The sequence below is a fragment of the Yoonia sp. 72 genome, from assembly GCF_034652275.1.
In the GTDB taxonomy this organism is placed as follows: Bacteria; Pseudomonadota; Alphaproteobacteria; order Rhodobacterales; family Rhodobacteraceae; genus Yoonia.
Map to the genome: position 1 here is coordinate 401247 of NZ_JAXIWG010000003.1, position 19991 is coordinate 421237.

Below are 19991 nucleotides of genomic sequence, written 5' to 3' on the forward strand. Positions count from 1 at the left end.
AGCGGTGGATCTGCGCTTTGTAAGGGTGGCATGACCGGGGGCGAAAATATTTATCGAAACCGGTCCGGCAGCAAAGCCGCGACCATGCCGGCATCAATGGCAGGGCGCGTGCCGCCGACCAGATCGGCCAGAAGTTGGCTGGCACCGGGCGAGGATTGCATCCCGTAGCCGCCTTGCCCCGCGCACCAGATGAAACCGGGATGCGCGGGGTCCGGCCCCAATACAAGGCCGCGATCCGGCGAAAATGTGCGCAGCCCCGCCCAAGACGCCAACAGGCGGGTGACAGGTGTGGTGACGTTGGCCTCGTACCGCGCAAGGCCTTCGGCCAACACCATGTCATCGGCATAAGCGTCATGGGGGGCTGTGGGGTCTTCCTCGGCGGGAGAGACGATCAGCGCGCCTGCGTCGGGTTTGGCATACCAACCTTCGCCCGCGCCAAAGACCATCGGCCAGGCGCGGACATCATGCCCGTCAGGTGCAGGAATCCGCGCCATTGACCGGCGCAATGGCTGGAACCCCAAGGGGGCGACCCCCGCCATCGCGGCGATCACATCGACCCACGCGCCAGCGGCATTGACCAGTTTACGCGCCTCGTAATCGCCAGCCTTTGTGCTGACAGCCCAGCCTTGCGCGGTGCGCGTGATCCCCGTCACCTCGGCCTTCGTCACGATCTGCGCGCCATTGCCGCGCGCGGTTTTCGCGAATGTCTGGATCAGCCTGTCGGTGTCGATGTCCCACGCACCCGGATCATAGGCCGCGCGGTCCACATGGGCGGGGTTCAGCACGGGGATCAGGCCCAAAGCCTCATCCATCGTGATCTCGGGCATCTGCATCGCGACGACGTCGGCGGCGAAAAGATCGGCCTCGGCCGCGCTGCCGACCAGCATCAACCCGCGCGGTGACAGCACATCGGCGCTGCGGTGAAAATCAAGGCTCGCACGGTTCAGCGCGACAGTCGACGGCTTGCCGTAATGTTCCTCGAACAAGGCGGCGGAGCGGCCGGAGGCGTGATAGGCGAGCGCATTCTCGCGTTCGAGCACGGTGACGCTGCCCAAGGCTGACAGCCGCGCTGCGGCGGAAAGGCCTGCGACACCGCCGCCAATGACGAGAAAATCAATCATGCTTCTTCCAGCCGGTCGGTGGCGGGTGGCGGCGCGGGGCTAAGTGCGGTGATCGCATCATAAAGTGCTGGTGACATCGTGAAATCCGCCGCTGCGAGCGATGGCCGCAACTGCGCCAGTGACCGCGCCGAGATGATGGGCGATGGCCGCGCCCCATTGGTCATGACCCATGCCACGGCAAGTGTTGCGGGGTCCGTGCCTGCGTCGCGGGCGAGTGCTGTCAGGCGGGTCGCCGTGTCATGCATCCAGCCTTGCCCGTAGCGCACGGCATAGCGTGGATCGTCCGTCAGCCGCCCCGTGCCACCGCTGGCATATTTGCCCGTCAGCAACCCGCCACCCAAAGGCGAATAGGGCACCAGCGCGATGCCTTGATCCTGCGCCATCGGGAAAATCTCGACCTCGGCCTGCCGTTTGACCAGCGAATACATCGGCTGCATCACATCAATCTTTGTGCCAAGGCTGCGCGCCACAGCCTGCGCTTTCATCACCTGCCAAGCGGCGTAGTTGGACACGCCGATCTGCCGGATCAGCCCCTGCGATTGCAGGTCAGCCATCGTGGCAAAGGTTTCTTCCAGCGGCGTGGCGTCATCGAAGCGATGCAGATAGAGCAGATCGACCTGATCCTGCTGCAACTGGCTGCGGCAGATGTCGAATTGCGCAAGGATATTGGCCCGCCCTGACCCGCCGGTATAGCCGACTTTGGTCGCCAGATAGATCTTGTCACGTTCATCCTTGATGAACTGGCCAAGGATCTTTTCCGCCGCCCCCTCGGTATAGCGGACCGCCGTGTCGAAATGATTGATGCCAACGCTGCGCGCGGCGTCATACATGGCCGCACTTTCGGCTGCATCGGCCTTGCCACCGAATTGCATCGTACCGAATGTCAGGCGGGAGACGGGGGTGCCGTCCGGTGTGGTCAGGTCATTCATGCGCGCAGCTTGGCACGGCCCTCGGGCGATGGAAAGCGGCGGCGCAGGTAAATCTCGACCCCGATCAGATAGGGCAGGTAAAAGGCGAAATTCTGCACCAGATCAAAGGCACCCGTGAACTCCGGCGTGGACCACAGCCCGTCCGTCGCCAGATACCACAGCCCGTAATGCACGCGGTAAAGCCACGACCCCAACACCAGCCAAAAAAGCCGCAGCGCCCAAGCGTTGTGCTGCGCGATGCGCCGCGCGCGGGCATGGCGATAGGTCTGGACCGCCGCCAGCAGCATCAGCGCGCCATAAAGCGTGAAGCCTGCATCCATCACCGCCCCGCCAATCGTGCCGCGTAAGGCGATATAGACCAGCCCGCCCAGCGCCGTGATCCCTGCCGCCAGCGTCAACAGTCGCCCGGTCCAGCGGTGCAGCGCGGGCAGGCGCACGCGCAAAGGCCGGATCAGTTGCAAAGGCACCAGCAGCGTGATCGCGGCCCCCAGCAGCATATGCGAAAAGATACCGGCATTGGCGGGGGCGCTTGCCGAGAACAGGTAATGCGGTGCGTCCATCGTGCCGCGCAAGCCGTCCCGACCGAAATCGGCGGCATAGAAAACAAAAGGCGCGGCCAGCAGCATCACCAGTAAAAGCCCGCCAGTCTGAAGATACGCCCTGCCCATGATCGCAAGGATAGCTGCGATCGGCCACGGCACAAGGTGTTGCGTCGCTCTGTGCGGCGGTTGACATCCTGCGGCACCCGTGATGCTTTCACGAAATCGATTTAGGAGGAAAGCCGATGACCTATACCCCCGCCGAAGACCGCTATGAGAAGATGATCTATCGCCGGTGCGGGGCATCGGGGGTGAAACTGCCTGCGATCTCCTTGGGCCTTTGGCACAATTTCGGCCATGACACCCCGCACCAGACCAAGCGGGACATCTGCCGCACGGCCTTTGACCACGGCATCACCCATTTCGATCTGGCAAACAACTATGGCCCGCCCCCCGGTTCGGCGGAAGAGGCGTTTGGCGATATCCTCGCCACGGATTTCCGCGGCTACCGCGATGAATTGATTATCAGCTCCAAGGCGGGCTACGGCATGTGGCCCGGACCCTACGGGGAATGGGGCAGCCGGAAATATCTGGTGGCCTCTTGCGATCAGTCGCTGAAACGGATGGGGCTGGATTACGTCGATATCTTCTATTCGCACCGCTTCGACCCCGACACCCCGCTGGAAGAAACGATGGGCGCGCTGGATTATATCGTCCGGTCGGGCCGCGCGCTTTATGCGGGCATCTCGTCCTATAATTCCGAGCGCACACGCGAGGCTGTGGCGATTCTGAAAGAGCTCGGCACGCCCTGCCTGATCCACCAGCCGTCTTATAACATGCTCAACCGCTGGGTCGAAAAGGACGGGTTGAAGGACACGCTGACAGACCTTGGCATCGGGTCCATCGCATTCACACCGCTGGCCCAAGGGATGCTGACCAACAAATACCTGGGCGGCATCCCCGAGGGCAGCCGCGCGGCACAGGACAAATCACTGTTTCCGTCGATGCTGACCGACAAGGCGATCGAGAACATCCGCAAGCTGAACGAGATTGCGCAAGGCCGGGGCCAGACGCTGGCGCAGATGGCGATTGCATGGGTCCTGCGCGATGGCGGCATCACGACCGCGCTGATCGGCGCGTCGAAACCGTCGCAGGTGACCGATTGCGCGGGTGCCATCGCCAACCTTGATTTCACCGCCGACGAACTGGCGCTGATCGACCGTTATGCCGATGAAGAACAGATTAACCTTTGGGCGCAATCGGCGGAGCTTGACGCATGATCCGCAACCCCATTCTGCCGGGCTTCAACCCCGACCCGTCGTTCTGTCGGGTGGGGAGTGATTACTACATCGCGACCTCCACCTTCGAATGGTATCCGGGCGTACAGATCCACCATTCGCGCGATCTGGTGAACTGGACGCTGGTGGCGCGCCCCTTGGCGCGGGCGGGCCTGCTGGATATGCGCGGCAATCCTGACAGCTGCGGCATCTGGGCCCCCTGTCTGAGCCATGCCGACGGCAAATTCTGGCTGGTCTACACGGATGTCAAACGGCTCGACGGTGCGTTCAAGGATGCGCCGAACTATGTCACGACCTGCGCCACCATCGACGGCGACTGGTCCGACCCGTGGTATGTCAATTCATCGGGCTTCGATCCGTCACTGTTTCACGATGACGACGGCACCAAGTATTTCATGAACATGCAATGGAGCCACCGTGGCCCCGGCACCGGCTGCAACCCCGCGCATGACGCTTTCGACGGCATCCTGTTGCAGGCGTGGTCGCCGGATCGCGGGCTTTACGGCCCCGTGCGCAATATCTACGCGGGCACATCGCGGGGTTTGACCGAGGCCCCGCATATCTTCAAGCGCAACGGCTATTACTATCTGACCACCGCCGAGGGCGGCACAGGCTATGACCATGCTGTCACTTTGGCGCGGTCGCGCGATATCTGGGGGCCCTATGAAAACCACCCCGATCTGCATGTGATCTGTGCCGCAGGCACCGATGGTCCCATCCAGCGCACGGGCCACGGCCAATATGTCGAAACCCATTGGGGCAAACACTACCACACCTTCCTGATGGGCCGCCCGCAAGAGGGGCGTTTCTGCCCGATGGGCCGCGAGACAGGGATCGAGGAAGTCGTCTGGCGCGATGACTGGCTTTACCTCGCCGCAGGCGGGATGGTCCCGCGAGAGGACGTGCCGTCGCCTGTCGCAGTGGACCCTGTGCCTGTTGCCGCCACGCGGCGTCGGTTCAGTGGCACCCTGCCGCTTGAATTCCAATGGCTGCGCACACCGCATCCTGACCGCATCTTCCGCATGGACGCCGATGCGCTGGTCCTGATCGGACGGCAAAGCATCGGCAACTGGTTCGAACAATCGCTCGTCGCGCGGCGGCAGGAACATGCCGCCTACGTTGCCGAAACCAGCTGCGATTTCGCGCCCGTGACCTACCAGCAGGCCGCAGGACTGACGACCTATTACAACCGCACCAAATTCCACGCCACCCTTGTGACCCATCTGCCCGATCAGGGCCGCGCCTTGCAGATCATGTCCTGCCTTGGCGACTGGCCGGGCGAGGGGCTGTCCTATCCTGCCGACCCTGTCGCGCTGGCGGATGGCCCTGTCGATCTGCGTGTGACGGTCGATGGCGCGGCCCAGCAATTCTGGTTCCGGCAAGGTGGGGACTGGCAAAAGCTGGGTCCGCAAATCGACGCCTCGCATATCTCGGACGAAGGCGGACGGGGCGAACATGCGTCCTTCACGGGTGCTTTCGTCGGCATGGTCGCCTTCGATCTGACAGGGCAGGGGGCAGAGGCGCGCTTTGCCCGCTTCGACTATATCCCCGACGGGACAGCGTGATGCGCAGCGAATTGTGCATCTATGATCTGGCGCAGGATCAGGTCACCGTCCTGCTCGACCACGACGGCCACATCGAGGCCCCGAACTGGCACCCCGACGGCTATCTGATCGTGAATGGCGGTGGGTTGCTCTATCGCGTGCCGCTGGATGCGCCCAAGCTGGAGCAGATCGACACCGGCTTTGCCGCCGCCTGCAACAACGACCACGGCATCAGCCCCGATGGCCGGACGCTGGTCATCAGTGACAAGACCGAAAATGGCCAAAGCTGCCTCTACAGGCTGCCCGTCAGCGGCGGTGTGCCCGAACGGGTGACGCAAAACGTACCCTCCTACTGGCACGGCTGGTCACCGGATGGCGCGACACTTGCCTATGTCGGCAAACGCGGCGGGCCGTTCGGGGTCTATACCTGCCCTGTCACAGGCGGGGACGAGACCTGCGTGACGGACGCTTTCGATCATTGCGACGGGCCGGACTACACACCCGACGGCGCATGGATCTGGTTCAATGGCGAAAGGGACGGTGCGGTCGATTTGTGGCGCATCCGCCCTGACGGCAGCGATCTGGAACAGATGACCGATGACGCGGCGGTCAACTGGTTCCCGCACCCCAGCCCTGACGGCCTGCACATCCTCTATCTCGCCTATCCCGCAGGGACCAAAGGCCATCCGGCCAATCTGGACGTCACCCTGCGCCTGATGCCTGCCACGGGCGGCACCCCGCACGATCTGGTGCATCTGCACGGTGGGCAAGGCACGATCAACGTGCCCTGCTGGGCACCCGACAGCCGCCGCTTTGCCTTCATGCGCTTTCTGACCTGACGGGGGGTTTACATTTGGCCGTCCAGCCTGCTTGTTGCGGCAAGATGGTATGGGGCAGGACCTTGCACGGCTTTCCGGTGGCAAAAACAGGACAGGTGATCGGGCTGCTCGGCGGCTCGTTCGATCCGCCGCACCACGGGCACGTCCATATCACCAAATCCGCGCTGACGCGGTTCGGGCTGGATCAGGTCTGGTGGCTGGTCAGCCCCGGCAATCCGCTCAAACGCAACGGACCCGCGCCGCTGGCCGACCGGATGCAGGCCGCCCGCGCATTGATGCGCCATCCCCGCGTGACGGTGACGGATATCGAGGCACGGCTTGGCACGCGCTATACCGCGCAAACGCTGGTGGCCTTGCGCCGCCGCTATCCCGGCGTGCGGTTTGTCTGGCTGATGGGGGCGGACAATCTGGCGCAGTTCCACCGTTGGCAGGACTGGCGCTGGATCATGGACAACGTGCCGGTAGGCGTGATCGCACGGCCCGACGACCGGATTTCGGCACGCCTGTCCAAAGCGGCCCGCATCTATGCGGCAGCACAATTGCCCGGCAGGGCCAGCCATATTTTGGGGCAAGCGACGGCCCCCGCTTGGTCTTTCATCAACCTGCCGATGTCGCACCAGTCATCATCGGCGATCCGCGCGCGGGGGGAATGGTGATGCGCTTGAACAGGCGTCAGATGCTTGCAGGGGCCATTGCGACGCTTGGCACCAGCGCCGGTGCCGAAGCACCGCTGCGGTCCTACCGCCCTGTCGCGCGCACCGCGCCGCGCGATGCGCTGGAGGGGATCATTGCCCGCGCAGGGCTGGCGGGTCAGGTCGGTGTGGTGCTGGGCGATCCGGCAACGGGCCGTGTGCTGGAAAGCTACAACGCCCGCACCAGCCTGCCGCCCGCCAGCGTGACCAAAGCCGTCACTGCGGTCTATGCGTTGGAAACGCTGGGGGCCGGACATCTGTTCACGACGCGCGTTCTGGCACAGGGCGCGCTGAACGGCGGGATACTCGAGGGCAATCTGATCCTTGCCGGTGGGGGTGACCCCGATCTTGTCACCGACAATCTGGCGGACCTCGTGCAGACGCTGCATGCAGCGGGCCTGCGCGAAGTCAGGGGTGACTTTCTGATCTGGGACGCCGCACTGCCCAAAGTGGACCAGATCGACCCGACCCAACTGCCCACGGCAGGGTACAATCCCACGATCGGCGGGCTGAACCTGAACTACAACCGCGTCCATTTCGAATGGCGGCGCGAGGGCGGTAATGTCTTGACGGCACTGGATGCCCGCAGCGACAACCACCGCCCGCCCGTCACCGTGGCACGGATGCAGATTGTGGACCGCGATGTGCCGGTCTTTACCCACGCGCGCGAAGGCGATGTCGATGCATGGACCGTTGCCCGCTCTGCGTTGAACGACAACGGGTCACGCTGGCTGCCGGTGCGCTCACCGGCGCTTTATGCCGCTGAAGTATTCGCAAATTTCGCGCGCAGCCGCGGGATCGTGCTGGGAGCGCCGCGGATCATCGCCAGCCTGCCTGCGACCGTGGAACTGGCGCGGCTGGACAGCAAACCGATGCCGGCGCTGTTGACGGACATGCTGCGCTATTCCACCAATATCACGGCCGAGGCATTGGGCCTGACCGCCAGCAGCAGGGTCGGCAGCCTGCCCCGCGATCTGGCAACATCGGCGCAAGGCATGTCCGTCTGGACGGCACAGCGCGCACAAGGCACGGCACCCGTCTTTGTCGATCATTCGGGGCTGGGGGATGGATCGCGGATCAGTGCCGCCGATATGGTGGCGTTTTTGCAGGCGCGCGATGTCATGCCCCGCCTGCGACCGCTGCTGCGCACTATCGCGCTGGTCGATGGCAACCAGAACCCGATCCGCGCCGGTCAAGCGGCAGTGCAGGCCAAGACCGGCACGCTCAACTTCGTCACCGCACTGGCAGGCTATCTGCGCAGTGCGGGCGGGCGCGACCTGAGCTTTGCGATTTTCGCCGCCGATCTGGACACCCGTGCGCGGACCCGCAATCTGTCAGACGAAGTCCCGCCCGGTGCGCGCAGCTGGGCCACAAGGGCGCGGCGGCTGCAGCAGGATATCCTGCAGCAATGGGCCCTGCGCGCCTATTAGGATTTTGACATCGTCCGAGCCTAAATATCCCCGCCGGGCGCCCGAATCTTTTCTACAGGGTCATATGCCGCGCGCGCGCGCCGCGCTCGATTGCCGCCGCGTAAAGCCGGTCAAGATCCAGCTCCTCGCGGATTTCCTCGAGCATCCGCGCCTCTTGTCCCGCGATGAGCCCGTCCGCCGCCGCCACATCACAGGACAGCGCATAGGCGGTTTCGAACAGGCGGGCGGGCAGGGCGTCGCGGATCAGGCCGAACAGCGCCTCCAGCCCGTCTTCTGGTTCCAGCAGATCGAAGACAAGCTGCGACATCTGCGGCACGCGTTCCACGTCATAACCCGCAAAGACCGGCAGGTTGTTGATCGCATTGCTGATCTTGACCAGTTCGGAGGTGCGGATATTGCCATCCGCGGCTGAAACGCTGATCATCAGGACGACCAGCGCGTCCTGAGCAGTCAATGGGCCGGCGTCTGACATGGTCTATCCTCTTGCGCTATATGTCCCATTTATTGACGCCCTGACCGTCTCGCAATAGGGAGTGTGTGTGCAGGCGCCATTTGGGGCGCCGCCTCTGACTGCGAGCAAGATTATGACCAACCTGCGTGACGCTGCGATGACATCCAAGGCCTGGCCTTTTGAAGAAGCGCGCGCCTTGCTCAAACGCTACGAATCCGGCCCGCCCGAAAAGGGATATGTCCTGTTCGAGACCGGCTATGGCCCGTCCGGTCTGCCGCATATCGGCACCTTTGGTGAAGTGCTGCGCACCACCATGATCCGCCGCGCGTTTTCGGTGATTTCCGATATCCCGACCAAGCTGATCTGCTTTTCGGACGATCTGGACGGGATGCGCAAAGTGCCGGGCAACGTGCCGCAGCAGGACATGCTGAAGCAACACATGCACAAGCCGCTGACATCGGTGCCGGACCCGTTTGGCGAATATGAAAGCTTTGGCCATTACAACAACGCGATGCTGCGCCGTTTTCTTGATACTTTCGGGTTCGAGTATGAGTTCTATTCGGCGCGCGAATTCTATCGCACGGGCCAGTTCGATGAAATCCTGCTGCGTGCCGCTGAACGCTATGACGCGCTGATGGAGGTCATGCTGAAATCCCTGCGCGAGGAACGGCAGGAGACTTACTCGATCTTCCTGCCGATCCACCCCGAAACCGGTCGCGTGCTATATGTGCCGATGAAGAACGTCGATGCGGTGCGCGGCGAGGTGACCTTCGACGACGAGGATGGCCGCGAATGGACCCTGCCGGTCACGGGCGGCAATGTGAAACTGCAATGGAAACCCGATTTCGGTGCGCGCTGGGCGGCACTCGACGTCGATTTCGAGATGTATGGCAAGGAACATGCCACCAACACCGCGATCTATGACCGCATCTGCGAGATCTTGGGCGGGCGCAAGCCGAACCATTTTTCCTATGAGCTGTTCTTGGACGAGAACGGCCAGAAGATTTCCAAATCATCCGGCAACGGGATTTCGATCGACGAATGGCTGACCTATGCGGCGACAGAATCGCTGAGCTATTTCATGTATCAAAAGCCCAAAACGGCCAAACGGATGCATTTCGACGTGATCCCCAAGGCCGTGGACGAATATCACCAGCAACTGCGCGCCTATGCCGATCAGGACGATGCAGGCCGCGCCAACAACCCCGTGTTCCATATCCACGGGCATAACGTGCCCGCGTCCGACATGGTGGTGCCGTTTGCGATGCTCTTGAACCTTGCATCCGTGTCGGGGGCCGAGGACAAGGATACGCTTTGGGGCTTTATCCGCCGTTATGCGCCGGAGGCGTCTGCGGAAAAGAACCCCCAGATGGATCAGGCGGCCGGTTTTGCCGTGCGCTATTACAACGACTTCGTGAAGCCCGACAAAACCTATCGCGCACCCACCGATCAGGAACGCGCGGCGCTGGACGATCTTGCCACGCGACTGCGCGGCTGGGATGGCGGGCTGGATGCCGAGGCGCTCCAGACGATGGTCTTCGCGGTGGGCAATGACCACGGGTTCGACCCCCTGCGCAACTGGTTCACAGCGCTTTACGAAGTGCTGCTCGGTGCCTCGCAAGGCCCGCGTTTTGGCGGGTTCATCGCGCTTTACGGTGTGGCTGAAACCATCGCCCTGATCGAGGCCCAGCTTTCCCGCGAGGTCTGAGGGTCCGCTGGCGCGGAGCCTCCGGCGGGGATATTTGGGCTCGAACGATGGGAGATGTCGTGCGAAAATGAAACTGATCGGCCTGTGACTGCGTATCTGAGACAGAGCAAACGCAGGGAGAGGACGATGAAGGGCATTTTTGTATTCATTCTGGGGCTCTGGTTTTCGGCCACCGCCCTTGCCGCACAGGACAATGCGGCGATCGAAGGGGTGATCGGCGATCAGTTGCAGGCCTTCAACGACCGCGATGTGGCGACGGCATGGTCCTATGCCAGCCCGAATATCAAGCGCCTGTTCGGCAACGAAGGCAACTTCGGCGCGATGGTCCAGCAAGGCTATCCGATGGTCTGGGACAATGCGGATGTGCGGTTTCTGGAATTGCGCGATGTGTCGGGGTTTCTCTGGCAGAAGGTCATGATCCGCGATGCGCAGGGCGGGCTGCATATTCTGGACTACCAGATGATCGAGACAGCGGAGGGGTGGCAGATCAACGGTGTAACGCTGTTGCCGGCACCTGACGTGGGCGCCTGACGCGCCCGTTGCGCGGCTGACCGTCACGGTGGGGTCAGCCGGTCTTTAGCCCTTTGGGGTATTCCCTTGGCCGTTGCGCAGCACAGCCTTTGGGGATCATCCATGAACAAAGCCATCACCGACGCCATCGTGTTCAATCCGTTGCCTTTTGCGGCGGGCCTTGGGGTTTGGTCCAGCGGCGACGGCACGCCGGGGTCCGACACCTATGCTGTCAGCGGGTCGGGCGTGTTTGTCGCGGCCGATCAGGATTTCGCGGGCTGTCTGGAAGTGTTGAAAGCCGGGCCCATCGCGCAGGTCCGCTATATGGGCGAAACGCCTGTGCTGCCCGGATGCTATCTGCGCGTGACCGCGCGTGTGAAGGCGGTGGCAGGGCCTTTGCCTGCGGTGCGCATCGCAGGCTGGCCGGGGCGCGCCAATGGCACGTTGCTGACGGGTGTGCCCACAACCGGCCCTGCGACGCAGCTGACCGCCTATGGCGCGGTCGTCACCATCAGCGCGATCATCGCCACCGCTGCGCGCACCGGCGTTGATCTGGTCTGGACCGGTGCGGCGTACGGCCATCTGGGACTGGACCTGACCGGACCGGCAGGCGGGCTCGTGCGCATTGATGACATCACGATCGAGGATGTCAGCAGCTTCTTTACCCGCGATCTGGTCAGCCTTGTCGATGTGCGCGATTTTGGTGCGAAGGGGGACGGGACGACGGATGACACCGCTGCCTTTATCGCCGCTGATATGGCGGCCAACGGGCGGACGATCATTGTCCCGGCCGGCGACTATCTGCTGGCAGGCAATGTCACGCTACAGAACAATACCCGTTTCGAAGGCCGGATCGTTCAAGCCGCCGAGCACCGGTTCATTTTGCAGAAAGGGTACAACTACGACAGCTATCTTGATGCGTTCAAGGACGAGGAGACGGCCTTCAAAAAGGCCTATCAGGCGCTGATCAATTTCGCCGACCATGAATCGCTGGACCTGTGCGGGCGGCGTATTCTGCTGACTGCACCCGTCGACATGCAGGCCTGCGACCCGATGCGGTTGCGGTTCGAGACCCGCCGCGTCATCCGCAACGGGCAGTTCCAGCCCGCCGACGGCGCGGCATGGGATACGTCCGTGGTCACCTCGCAGGCGACCTATGCGGCGGCCAACGACCGGCAACTGACCAATGTGACGGGGATCGCTAACATTGCAGTGGGCGCGCTTGTCACGGGGGCGGGTGTTGGGCGCGAGGTCTATGTCATGGCCGTGGACATCCCGCAGGCGCGGCTGACGCTGAGCAATCCGCTTTATGATGCGGAAGGCACGCAGGTTTTCACCTTTACCCGTTTTCGGTACCTGCTGGATTTCTCGGGCTATGAAAAACTAAGCCAGTTCATCCTGTCCGATATCGAGTTTCAGGGGCGCGGTGTCGCCAGCGGAATCATGATGGCCGCCGACGGCCTGACCTTTCACATCCGCGATTGTTTCATCAACCGGCCCCGCGACCGTGGCGTAACCTCGCCGGGTTACGGCTGTCAGGGGATGATGATCGACCGCTGCCAGTTCATCTCGGACGAACAATCATTGCCGGTCGCGGCGCGCGTCAGCATCGGGTTCAACGCCAATGCCAATGACGTCAAGATCCGCGACAACCGCACCAGCCGGTTTTTGCATTTCTGCGTGCTGGCAGGGTCGGGCAACCTGATCACGGCGAACCACTGGTTCCACGGCGATGACGAGCCGGGCAGCGTGCGCAAGGGCGGGATCGTGCTGACCTTGCCCAACCCCAAGAGTATTTTCACCGGCAATTACTGCGACAACAATTTCATCGAATGGACCAACGAACATTCCAGCAGCCCCGCGTTGGGCGCACAGTTTTCCTTTGGCGGGCTGACGATCACCGGCAACATGTTTACCACCAATGACGTCGCACCCTGGTTCAATTTCATTGTGATCAAACCCTATGGCCCTGGCCATTTCATCAACGGGTTCGCGGTTGTCGGCAATGTGTTCCGGTCAATCAACGGGCGCATCGACAGGGTCGAGATGGTGGACACGACCTTTGCCGATCTCGATTTCAGCCGCACCCGCAGTTTCGAATTCAGCGCCAACACGTTCCACAACGTCGATTTTCCGGTCGCGAACCCTGCTGTGCTGGCCCATACCCAGACGAGTGCTGCCGCCACTTGGGTGATGAACACGGGCGAATCCCTGCCTTTTGGCGGGCGCGCGCGGCATGTCGATTTCGTGATGCCCAGCGGCGCGATCACAACGGCATCCAATGTGGTGATCCGCGAACTGCCGTGGGCCGAAGGCGAACGTGGCACGAACCAGCGGTCGGTCCACCTGAACTGGAGCACGCCTGTGCGCGGGTCCGTCCGTTATCAGGTGCGGATGGACCGGGCGGGGTGATTTCGGGCGCTACTGCCTGAATTTTAAGCAGGTGACTGCGAAATCACGTTTTTTCGAGCGGTGATTTTGCGCCGCCGCTGGCACTGTGCTGCCGATCCTTGGCAAAAGAGGCCAAGGAAAGGCGGCACATGACCTATACCGCACAGATCGACATGGACCGGGCCGTGCCTTTGCAGCCTCGTGCGCAAGGCGCGCTGCGTCTTGTGGCCAAGCGCCGTGGCACGCAAAGCGTAATCGCCGATCTGCGCCAGCAAGGCGCGCTCAAGGCGCTGTTCCCGCGCAGCTATGGCCGCACGCTCGATGCGGTATTTCTCAACACATCGGGCGGGCTGACGGGCGGCGACCGGATGGCGCTGGACGTGGTGGCAGGTCCGGGCGCGCATGTGGTGCTGTCATCGCAGGCGGCGGAACGTGGCTATGCAGCCCTTGACGGTCATGTGGCGCGCGTCGCTGTGACCCTGCAGGTGGCGGAGGATGCGCGCATCGACTGGCTGCCGCAGGAAACCATCCTGTTCGATGCCGCAGCGCTCGAGCGGCGGATGACCGTCGATCTGGCGGGGTCCGCGCAATGCCTGATCGTTGAACCTGTCATCTTTGGCCGTGTTGCCATGGGTGAGGTCGTCCATACCCTGCATCTGCGGGAACAATGGCGCATAAGGCGCGACGGTGTGCCGGTCTTTGCCGATGCGATCCGCCTGATCGGCGATGCCGATGCGCTGCTGGCGCGCGCGGCTATCGCGGGCGGGGCAGGGGCGATCGCGACCATGCTGCTGGCGGCACCGCAGGCGGCGGCGCTGGCTGGCACGCTTGACCTGCCCGACACTGCCGGTGCCAGCCTTTTGGCCGATGACCTGTTGCTGATCCGCGTGCTGGCCAGTGACGGGTTCACCCTGCGCCGCGACCTTATTCCCTTGATCGAGGCGCTGTCGGCCGCGCCCATCCCCCGTGTCTGGAGATTGTGACCCATGCAACTGACCCCGCGTGAAAAAGACAAATTGCTGATCGCGATGGCCGCCGAAGTCGCGCGCAAGCGGCTCGCCCGTGGTGTGAAGCTGAACTATCCTGAGGCGATTGCGCTGATCACCGATGCCGTCGTCGAAGGCGCGCGCGACGGGCGGTCGGTCGCCGACATGATGCAGGCCGGCGCGCATGTCATCACGCGCGATCAGGTGATGGAGGGCATCGCCGAGATGATCCACGAGGTGCAGGTCGAGGCGACCTTTCCCGATGGCACCAAGCTGGTGACGGTCCATGATCCGATCCGTTGAAAAGAAGATGAGTATTTTTGGAAAAAAGAAGTTGGGGGTCATGCCATGAAACCGGGTGAAGTGATTGTGGCGGCGGGTGATCTGACGCTGAACGCCGGGGCAAAGGTGCTGGTGTTGCAGGTCGCCAATACCGGCGACCGGCCGGTGCAGGTGGGGTCGCATTTCCATTTTGCCGAAACCAATCCGGCGCTGGATTTCGACCGCGTTGCCGCGCGCGGCATGCGGCTGGATATCGCTGCTGGCACCGCCGTGCGGTTTGAGCCGGGGCAACGGCGCGATGTCAACCTGATCCCGCTGTCGGGCGCGCGCAAGGTCTATGGCTTCAATCAAGCCGTGATGGGGGATTTGTAGGATGCCCGCAACGATCAACCGCCGCGATTATGCGGCCATGTTCGGCCCCACGGTGGGCGACAAGGTGCGCCTTGCCGATACCGAATTGTTCATCGAGGTCGAACGCGATCTGACTGCCGAACTTGTCGGGCGCGCCACCACGGGCGGCACCGGCCCCAATGCGCTGGCCTACGGTGAAGAGGTGAAATTCGGCGGCGGCAAGGTGATCCGCGACGGGATGGGGCAGTCGCAGATCACACGCGCGGCGGGGGCGGTGGATACGGTCATCACCAATGCGCTGATCGTGGACTGGACCGGCATCATCAAGGCGGATGTGGGCCTCAAAGACGGGCGGATCGTCGCCATCGGCAAGGCGGGCAACCCTGACACCCAACCGGGCGTGAATATCATCATCGGACCGGGGACCGAGGCGATTGCCGGTGAAGGCCGCATCCTGACCGCAGGCGGGATCGACAGCCATATCCATTTCATCTGCCCCCAGCAGATCGAGGATGCGCTTTTTTCCGGCCTGACCACGATGATCGGCGGCGGCACCGGCCCTGCGCATGGGACGCTGGCCACCACCTGCACGCCCGGCCCGTGGCATATCGGCCGGATGTTGCAGGCGGCAGATGCATTTCCGATGAACCTTGCCTTTGCGGGCAAGGGGAATGCCAGCCTGCCTGCCGCGCTGGAGGAACAGGTGTTGGCGGGTGCGTCCTGTCTGAAACTGCACGAGGATTGGGGCACCACGCCCGCCGCCATCGATTGCTGCCTGTCGGTCGCCGATGCCTGGGACGTGCAGGTGATGATCCATACCGACACGCTGAACGAGGCGGGATTTGTCGAGAATACCGTTGCTGCCCTGAAAGGCCGCACGATCCACGCCTTCCACACCGAAGGGGCGGGGGGCGGCCATGCGCCGGACATTATCAAAATCTGCGGCCAGCCTAATGTGCTGCCGTCATCCACCAACCCGACGCGGCCTTTCACCGTCAACACGATTGACGAACATCTGGACATGCTGATGGTCTGCCACCATCTGGACAAATCCATCCCCGAGGATGTGGCCTTTGCCGAAAGCCGCATCCGGCGCGAGACGATTGCCGCCGAGGATATCCTGCACGACATGGGCGCGTTTTCGATCATTGCATCGGACAGTCAGGCGATGGGGCGTGTGGGCGAGGTCATCATCCGCACATGGCAGACCGCCCACAAGATGAAGGTCCAGCGCGGGCAGCTTGCAGAAGAGACCGGCAACAACGACAATATGCGCGTGCGCCGCTATATCGCGAAATACACGATCAATCCCGCGATTGCGCATGGCATTTCCGCCCATGTCGGATCAATCGAGGTCGGCAAACGCGCCGATCTGGTGCTGTGGAACCCTGCCTTTTTCGGGGTAAAGCCCGAGATGATCCTGATGGGCGGCACGATTGTTGCCGCACAGATGGGTGATCCCAACGCATCCATCCCCACGCCGCAGCCGGTTTACACGCGCCCCATGTTCGGCGCTTACGGGCGGTCGGTGGAACATTCCGCCGTGACGTTTGTCAGCGCAGCGGCGCAGGATGCGGGGATCAGGGGCAGTCTGGGGCTGGCCAAGCAGACGCTGCCGGTGGTCAATACCCGCAACATCGGCAAGGCGGATCTGAAGCTGAACACCGCCATGCCGCATGTCGAGGTGAACCCTGAAACCTACGAGGTCCGCGCCGATGGTGTGTTGCTGACCTGTGCGCCCGCCGATGTGCTGCCGATGGCGCAGAGGTACTTTCTTTTCTGATGCTGCGTTGCAGAAAACGCATAAGGGGATTGCAGATTGTGGCGTTGTTGACGGCGGGGTCGGGGACTAACTTGGGTGCAGGGAGGAAAGAGACACGCATTCAAGAGGTGCAACATGGCTTTCCAAACCGACAATACCCTGATCTCCACCCGCGAACTGATCATCGAACTGGCGCTGACGCCCTTGCGCGCGCTGGGCAGAGGGATCGTCTATCTGACCGAAAACAATTCCCGCGCGAAGACGCTGCGCGCGCTTTCGGCCATTTCCGACGAACAGCTGGCCGCGCGTGGCCTGACCCGCGCCGAGGTTGTGGCGATGGCGTTCCGGCACGACATCTGATTGCGCGCGTTCCACCTCCTCGCCTGATGACAAGCGCCGTCGCTGTCGCTAGCATCCGCACAAAATCCTGGAGGTGGTCATGATCGTTCGCGCAATTCTTTTGTCTTCTCTCGTTGCTGCCCCCGCTTGGGCGGCGTGCCCTGTGGCGGCTGACCTTACGACTGGCATCAGGCTTGTCGACCAGAACGGCGTCGTCGAAACCTACCGGACACTGCGGCCCCATGTCGTCGAACTGATCGTCGATTATGGGGACGACTATTCCGACCGTGTCTCGCTGGCGCGGGGTGTCTATACGCTTGATGTGGTCGAAGAATACAACGGCGTGCCGGATTTCGGGACCCGGTCGAGCTATGCCTATCAGGTCGCCCCGGAGGCAATGCCATTGCCCACACCGGGTGAGGTATGGCGCACACGTGCCCGCGTCGATGACACCTATGACGACAAGATGACAGCCAGCTGGGGCGACCCGATCACGATGACTTATGGTGATTGCACCTATGCCGTCATCCCCGGCGAACTCGTCTATACCGGTGAAGGATACAGCCAGACCGAGGGTCTGCATTATCTGCCGGAAATTGGTATTGCCTACCTGACGACCTTTTCCACGGACGCGGATGGGGTCGTTGACACCTATACGGTTGTCTCGATCACCGCGGTCGGTGACGGCGGATGACGGCGCGTGCGCTTGGTGTGCACTCCCACGCGCATGGCCCTGTCGCAGGCACGGTCAGCCTGACCTATGACGCCCGTCTGTTGCGCCGCAAACAGCTTGTGACTGACGCGGGAGAGCCGTTTCTGGTCGATTTGCCGCAGACGACATCGGTGGGCGCGGGCCATGTGTTCCTGTTCGAGGATGGCCGCCAGATTGCTGTCGTCGCCGCGACCGAGGCCCTGATGCGTGTCACCGGCGATCTGGTGCGTCTGGCATGGCATATCGGCAACCGGCACATGCCGTGCGCGATCCTGCCCGACGCGCTGGTCGTGCAGCGCGAAAAGGTGATGCGCGGGATGCTGGAACAGCTTGGCGCGGTGGTGACGGATTTTGACGGGCCTTTCACCCCCGAAGGCGGGGCCTATGGCCATGGCCGCACGATGGGTCACGACCACAGCCATTCCCATGCGTGACGCGCAGCTTCTGACCTTGGCGCAGTGGCTATCGCCTGCCTATCCGGTTGGGGCCTTTGCGTGGTCGCACGGGCTGGAACGGACCATCGGGCGCGGCGATCTGAGCGGCGCGGACGATCTGGCGCAGTGGCTGTCCGACGTGCTGGACCACGGGGCGGGGCGTGCCGATGCCATCCTGCTCTGCGCGGCCCATGCTGCCGATGACGTTGCCCCCGTGGCCGAATTGGCTGCCGTGCTGGCCCCAAGCCGTGAGCGCCGCATGGAGACTTTGCAGCAAGGGGCCGCCTTTGCCGCGACGACCCGTGCGGTCTGGGGGCTTGATCTGCCCGACATGGCCTATCCCGTGGCGGTGGGGCGCGCGGCGCGGCTGATGGACCTGCCCGTCGCGCCCGTCACGCAGCTTTGGCTGCAAAGCTTCGCAAGCAATCTGGTGCAGGCCGCACAGCGCCTGATGCCCTTGGGCCAGACCGAGGCGCAGCGGATACTGGCGAGCCTTGCTCCCCTGTGCATCCGCATTGGCGCAGAGGCGACAGTCGCCAGCCTCGACGATATCGGCAGCGCTGTCTTTGCGGTCGATACAGCCTCCATGCAGCACAGCAGCCAATACAGCCGGATTTTCCGGTCATGATTCCGTTTCTGACGCTGGCCCTTGTCACCATGGCGATGGTTCACGTCGCATGGGGGCTGCGGTTCTGGATCCCGATCCGGGAAGAAGCCCGCCTTGCCCGCGCTGTCGTGGGCGCGCAGGGCGTCACACAGATGCCGCCGCCGCTCTTGTGCTTTCTGGTCGCGGGGGCGCTGGGCGCGGTCGCGGTGGCGCTGGCGATGCTGCCATCCACTCTGGCGTGGCTCTTGCTGTGGTGCGCGGCACCCGTGTTCATCCTGCGCGGCGCGCTTGTCTATGTTCCGGCATGGCGGCGCCTGACGCCGGAAGAACCCTTCGCCACCAATGACCGGCATTATTTCGGCCCGCTTTGCGCGGCCATCGGTGTTGGTCTTGTCCTTGTCTTGCTGAGAGGTGTCTGAATGTCCCCCCACGGTCCTTTGCGCGTCGGGATCGGCGGCCCTGTCGGTGCCGGTAAAACCACGCTGACCGCCGCCCTTGCCCGCGCGCTGAAAGACGAACTGAGCCTGTGTGTCATCACCAACGACATCTACACACAGGAAGATGCAGAAGCGCTGATGCGAATGCAGATCCTGCCCGCCGACCGCGTGATGGGGGTGGAAACCGGCGGCTGTCCGCATACCGCGATCCGCGAGGATGCGTCGATCAACCTTGCGGCTGTCGCTGAAATGCGCGCGCGCCACCCCGATCTGGACCTGATCCTCATCGAAAGCGGCGGCGACAACCTGTCAGCCACCTACAGCCCCGAACTGGCGGACCTTACGATCTACGTGATCGACACCGCCGCGGGCGAGGATATCCCGCGCAAAGGTGGTCCCGCGATCACGCGGTCCGACATCCTTGTTGTCAATAAGACCGATCTGGCGCCTTATGTCGGCGCTTCGCTCGACGTGATGGCGGCGGACGCCGCACGGATGCGCGGCGACCGGCCGGTGGTTTTTGCAAGCTTGCGCAACGGGCAGGGCGTGGACGACATCATCGGCCTGATCCGCCGTATCGGCGGTCTCTGACCCTTCCATCGTTCGAGCCGGCGAATTCGCGCAAGCGC

The 19991-nt window shown here is 63.0% G+C and carries 22 protein-coding genes; 18 read left to right on the forward strand and 4 right to left on the reverse strand.

Features of this window, described 5'->3' with window-relative positions:
- Positions 1-50: 50 nt before the first annotated feature.
- From VCK47_RS14345 to VCK47_RS14355, 3 genes are read right to left on the reverse strand one after another with little or no spacing between them, the layout of a single operon-like run.
- Positions 51-1121 (reverse strand): FAD-dependent oxidoreductase, encoded by a 1071-nt coding sequence (locus VCK47_RS14345; RefSeq protein ID WP_322890197.1) that lies wholly within the window; start codon positions 1119-1121, stop codon positions 51-53.
- Entirely contained in the window at positions 1118-2050 is a 933-nt protein-coding gene (locus tag VCK47_RS14350; RefSeq protein WP_322890196.1) for an aldo/keto reductase, read from the reverse strand. The genes VCK47_RS14345 and VCK47_RS14350 overlap by 4 nt, the downstream gene beginning before the upstream one ends.
- A complete protein-coding gene (locus tag VCK47_RS14355) occupies positions 2047-2751 on the reverse strand; it encodes a DUF2306 domain-containing protein (RefSeq protein WP_322892295.1) in 705 nt (234 codons plus the stop codon). The genes VCK47_RS14350 and VCK47_RS14355 overlap by 4 nt, the downstream gene beginning before the upstream one ends.
- Positions 2752-2834: 83 nt before the next feature.
- On the opposite strand from VCK47_RS14355, the gene mgrA reads away from it, so the two are divergent.
- The 5 genes from mgrA to dacB are packed head-to-tail and all read left to right on the forward strand — an operon-like array spanning position 2835 to position 8392.
- Complete coding sequence (mgrA, locus tag VCK47_RS14360; protein WP_322890195.1) at positions 2835-3869, forward strand: L-glyceraldehyde 3-phosphate reductase; 1035 nt, start codon at positions 2835-2837, stop codon at positions 3867-3869.
- Positions 3866-5452, forward strand: coding sequence for a glycoside hydrolase family 43 protein (locus VCK47_RS14365; RefSeq protein WP_322890194.1), 1587 nt, complete (start codon positions 3866-3868; stop codon positions 5450-5452). Before mgrA ends, VCK47_RS14365 begins: the two co-directional genes overlap by 4 nt.
- Positions 5452-6270 carry a hypothetical protein gene (locus VCK47_RS14370; protein WP_322890193.1) on the forward strand — a complete coding sequence of 273 codons (819 nt, stop codon included), beginning with the start codon at positions 5452-5454 and terminating at the stop codon, positions 6268-6270. The genes VCK47_RS14365 and VCK47_RS14370 overlap by 1 nt, the downstream gene beginning before the upstream one ends.
- Before the next feature lie 44 nt (positions 6271-6314).
- Positions 6315-6926, forward strand: coding sequence for a nicotinate-nucleotide adenylyltransferase (locus VCK47_RS14375; protein WP_322890192.1), 612 nt, complete (start codon positions 6315-6317; stop codon positions 6924-6926).
- The gene (gene dacB, locus VCK47_RS14380) at positions 6926-8392 is read left to right on the forward strand and encodes a D-alanyl-D-alanine carboxypeptidase/D-alanyl-D-alanine-endopeptidase (protein ID WP_322890191.1); all 1467 of its coding nucleotides are present in this window, start codon (positions 6926-6928) and stop codon (positions 8390-8392) included. Before VCK47_RS14375 ends, dacB begins: the two co-directional genes overlap by 1 nt.
- A 52-nt stretch (positions 8393-8444) precedes the next feature.
- Here the strand turns inward: dacB and VCK47_RS14385 are convergent, their stop codons facing one another.
- Positions 8445-8864, reverse strand: coding sequence for a tellurite resistance TerB family protein (locus tag VCK47_RS14385; protein ID WP_322890190.1), 420 nt, complete (start codon positions 8862-8864; stop codon positions 8445-8447).
- Between the two features lie 112 nt (positions 8865-8976).
- Here VCK47_RS14385 and VCK47_RS14390 point away from each other — a divergent pair, with 112 nt between their 5' ends.
- The 13 genes from VCK47_RS14390 (at position 8977) to ureG (ending at position 19953) form a co-directional block, all read left to right on the forward strand.
- Positions 8977-10551 carry a lysine--tRNA ligase gene (locus VCK47_RS14390; protein WP_322890189.1) on the forward strand — a complete coding sequence of 525 codons (1575 nt, stop codon included), beginning with the start codon at positions 8977-8979 and terminating at the stop codon, positions 10549-10551.
- Between the two features lie 126 nt (positions 10552-10677).
- Positions 10678-11082 carry a DUF4864 domain-containing protein gene (locus VCK47_RS14395; protein ID WP_322890188.1) on the forward strand — a complete coding sequence of 135 codons (405 nt, stop codon included), beginning with the start codon at positions 10678-10680 and terminating at the stop codon, positions 11080-11082.
- A 102-nt stretch (positions 11083-11184) separates the two neighbouring features.
- Complete coding sequence (locus tag VCK47_RS14400) at positions 11185-13473, forward strand: glycosyl hydrolase family 28-related protein (RefSeq protein ID WP_322890187.1); 2289 nt, start codon at positions 11185-11187, stop codon at positions 13471-13473.
- 128 nt (positions 13474-13601) lie between these two features.
- Positions 13602-14435 carry an urease accessory protein UreD gene (locus VCK47_RS14405; RefSeq protein WP_322890186.1) on the forward strand — a complete coding sequence of 278 codons (834 nt, stop codon included), beginning with the start codon at positions 13602-13604 and terminating at the stop codon, positions 14433-14435.
- Between the two features lie 3 nt (positions 14436-14438).
- The gene (locus VCK47_RS14410) at positions 14439-14741 is read left to right on the forward strand and encodes an urease subunit gamma (protein ID WP_322890185.1); all 303 of its coding nucleotides are present in this window, start codon (positions 14439-14441) and stop codon (positions 14739-14741) included.
- Positions 14742-14786: 45 nt separating this feature from the next.
- Entirely contained in the window at positions 14787-15092 is a 306-nt protein-coding gene (locus tag VCK47_RS14415; protein ID WP_322890184.1) for an urease subunit beta, read from the forward strand.
- 1 nt (position 15093) lies between these two features.
- Positions 15094-16854, forward strand: coding sequence for an urease subunit alpha (gene ureC / locus VCK47_RS14420; RefSeq protein WP_322890183.1), 1761 nt, complete (start codon positions 15094-15096; stop codon positions 16852-16854).
- Positions 16855-16968: 114 nt separating this feature from the next.
- Entirely contained in the window at positions 16969-17193 is a 225-nt protein-coding gene (locus tag VCK47_RS14425; protein ID WP_322890182.1) for a DUF1127 domain-containing protein, read from the forward strand.
- 79 nt (positions 17194-17272) lie between these two features.
- On the forward strand, positions 17273-17866 hold the full coding sequence (locus VCK47_RS14430; protein WP_322890181.1) for a hypothetical protein: 594 nt from the start codon (positions 17273-17275) through the stop codon (positions 17864-17866).
- Positions 17863-18318 carry an urease accessory protein UreE gene (locus VCK47_RS14435; RefSeq protein ID WP_322890180.1) on the forward strand — a complete coding sequence of 152 codons (456 nt, stop codon included), beginning with the start codon at positions 17863-17865 and terminating at the stop codon, positions 18316-18318. Before VCK47_RS14430 ends, VCK47_RS14435 begins: the two co-directional genes overlap by 4 nt.
- On the forward strand, positions 18311-18946 hold the full coding sequence (locus VCK47_RS14440; RefSeq protein WP_322890688.1) for an urease accessory protein UreF: 636 nt from the start codon (positions 18311-18313) through the stop codon (positions 18944-18946). The genes VCK47_RS14435 and VCK47_RS14440 overlap by 8 nt, the downstream gene beginning before the upstream one ends.
- Positions 18943-19344, forward strand: coding sequence for a DUF3995 domain-containing protein (locus VCK47_RS14445; protein ID WP_322890179.1), 402 nt, complete (start codon positions 18943-18945; stop codon positions 19342-19344). Before VCK47_RS14440 ends, VCK47_RS14445 begins: the two co-directional genes overlap by 4 nt.
- Positions 19345-19953 (forward strand): urease accessory protein UreG, encoded by a 609-nt coding sequence (ureG, locus tag VCK47_RS14450; RefSeq protein ID WP_322890178.1) that lies wholly within the window; start codon positions 19345-19347, stop codon positions 19951-19953.
- Positions 19954-19991: the final 38 nt, after the last annotated feature.

Coding starts and splice junctions, on each gene's coding strand:
- VCK47_RS14345 (WP_322890197.1), bottom strand. CDS start 1,121: ATGATTGATTTTCTCGTCATTGGCGGCGGTGTCGCAGGCCTTTCCGCC.
- VCK47_RS14350 (WP_322890196.1), bottom strand. CDS start 2,050: ATGAATGACCTGACCACACCGGACGGCACCCCCGTCTCCCGCCTGACA.
- mgrA (WP_322890195.1), top strand. CDS start 2,835: ATGACCTATACCCCCGCCGAAGACCGCTATGAGAAGATGATCTATCGC.
- VCK47_RS14365 (WP_322890194.1), top strand. CDS start 3,866: ATGATCCGCAACCCCATTCTGCCGGGCTTCAACCCCGACCCGTCGTTC.
- VCK47_RS14370 (WP_322890193.1), top strand. CDS start 5,452: ATGCGCAGCGAATTGTGCATCTATGATCTGGCGCAGGATCAGGTCACC.
- VCK47_RS14375 (WP_322890192.1), top strand. CDS start 6,315: ATGGTATGGGGCAGGACCTTGCACGGCTTTCCGGTGGCAAAAACAGGA.
- dacB (WP_322890191.1), top strand. CDS start 6,926: ATGCGCTTGAACAGGCGTCAGATGCTTGCAGGGGCCATTGCGACGCTT.
- VCK47_RS14385 (WP_322890190.1), bottom strand. CDS start 8,864: ATGTCAGACGCCGGCCCATTGACTGCTCAGGACGCGCTGGTCGTCCTG.
- VCK47_RS14390 (WP_322890189.1), top strand. CDS start 8,977: ATGACCAACCTGCGTGACGCTGCGATGACATCCAAGGCCTGGCCTTTT.
- VCK47_RS14395 (WP_322890188.1), top strand. CDS start 10,678: ATGAAGGGCATTTTTGTATTCATTCTGGGGCTCTGGTTTTCGGCCACC.
- VCK47_RS14400 (WP_322890187.1), top strand. CDS start 11,185: ATGAACAAAGCCATCACCGACGCCATCGTGTTCAATCCGTTGCCTTTT.
- VCK47_RS14405 (WP_322890186.1), top strand. CDS start 13,602: ATGACCTATACCGCACAGATCGACATGGACCGGGCCGTGCCTTTGCAG.
- VCK47_RS14410 (WP_322890185.1), top strand. CDS start 14,439: ATGCAACTGACCCCGCGTGAAAAAGACAAATTGCTGATCGCGATGGCC.
- VCK47_RS14415 (WP_322890184.1), top strand. CDS start 14,787: ATGAAACCGGGTGAAGTGATTGTGGCGGCGGGTGATCTGACGCTGAAC.
- ureC (WP_322890183.1), top strand. CDS start 15,094: ATGCCCGCAACGATCAACCGCCGCGATTATGCGGCCATGTTCGGCCCC.
- VCK47_RS14425 (WP_322890182.1), top strand. CDS start 16,969: ATGGCTTTCCAAACCGACAATACCCTGATCTCCACCCGCGAACTGATC.
- VCK47_RS14430 (WP_322890181.1), top strand. CDS start 17,273: ATGATCGTTCGCGCAATTCTTTTGTCTTCTCTCGTTGCTGCCCCCGCT.
- VCK47_RS14435 (WP_322890180.1), top strand. CDS start 17,863: ATGACGGCGCGTGCGCTTGGTGTGCACTCCCACGCGCATGGCCCTGTC.
- VCK47_RS14440 (WP_322890688.1), top strand. CDS start 18,311: ATGCGTGACGCGCAGCTTCTGACCTTGGCGCAGTGGCTATCGCCTGCC.
- VCK47_RS14445 (WP_322890179.1), top strand. CDS start 18,943: ATGATTCCGTTTCTGACGCTGGCCCTTGTCACCATGGCGATGGTTCAC.
- ureG (WP_322890178.1), top strand. CDS start 19,345: ATGTCCCCCCACGGTCCTTTGCGCGTCGGGATCGGCGGCCCTGTCGGT.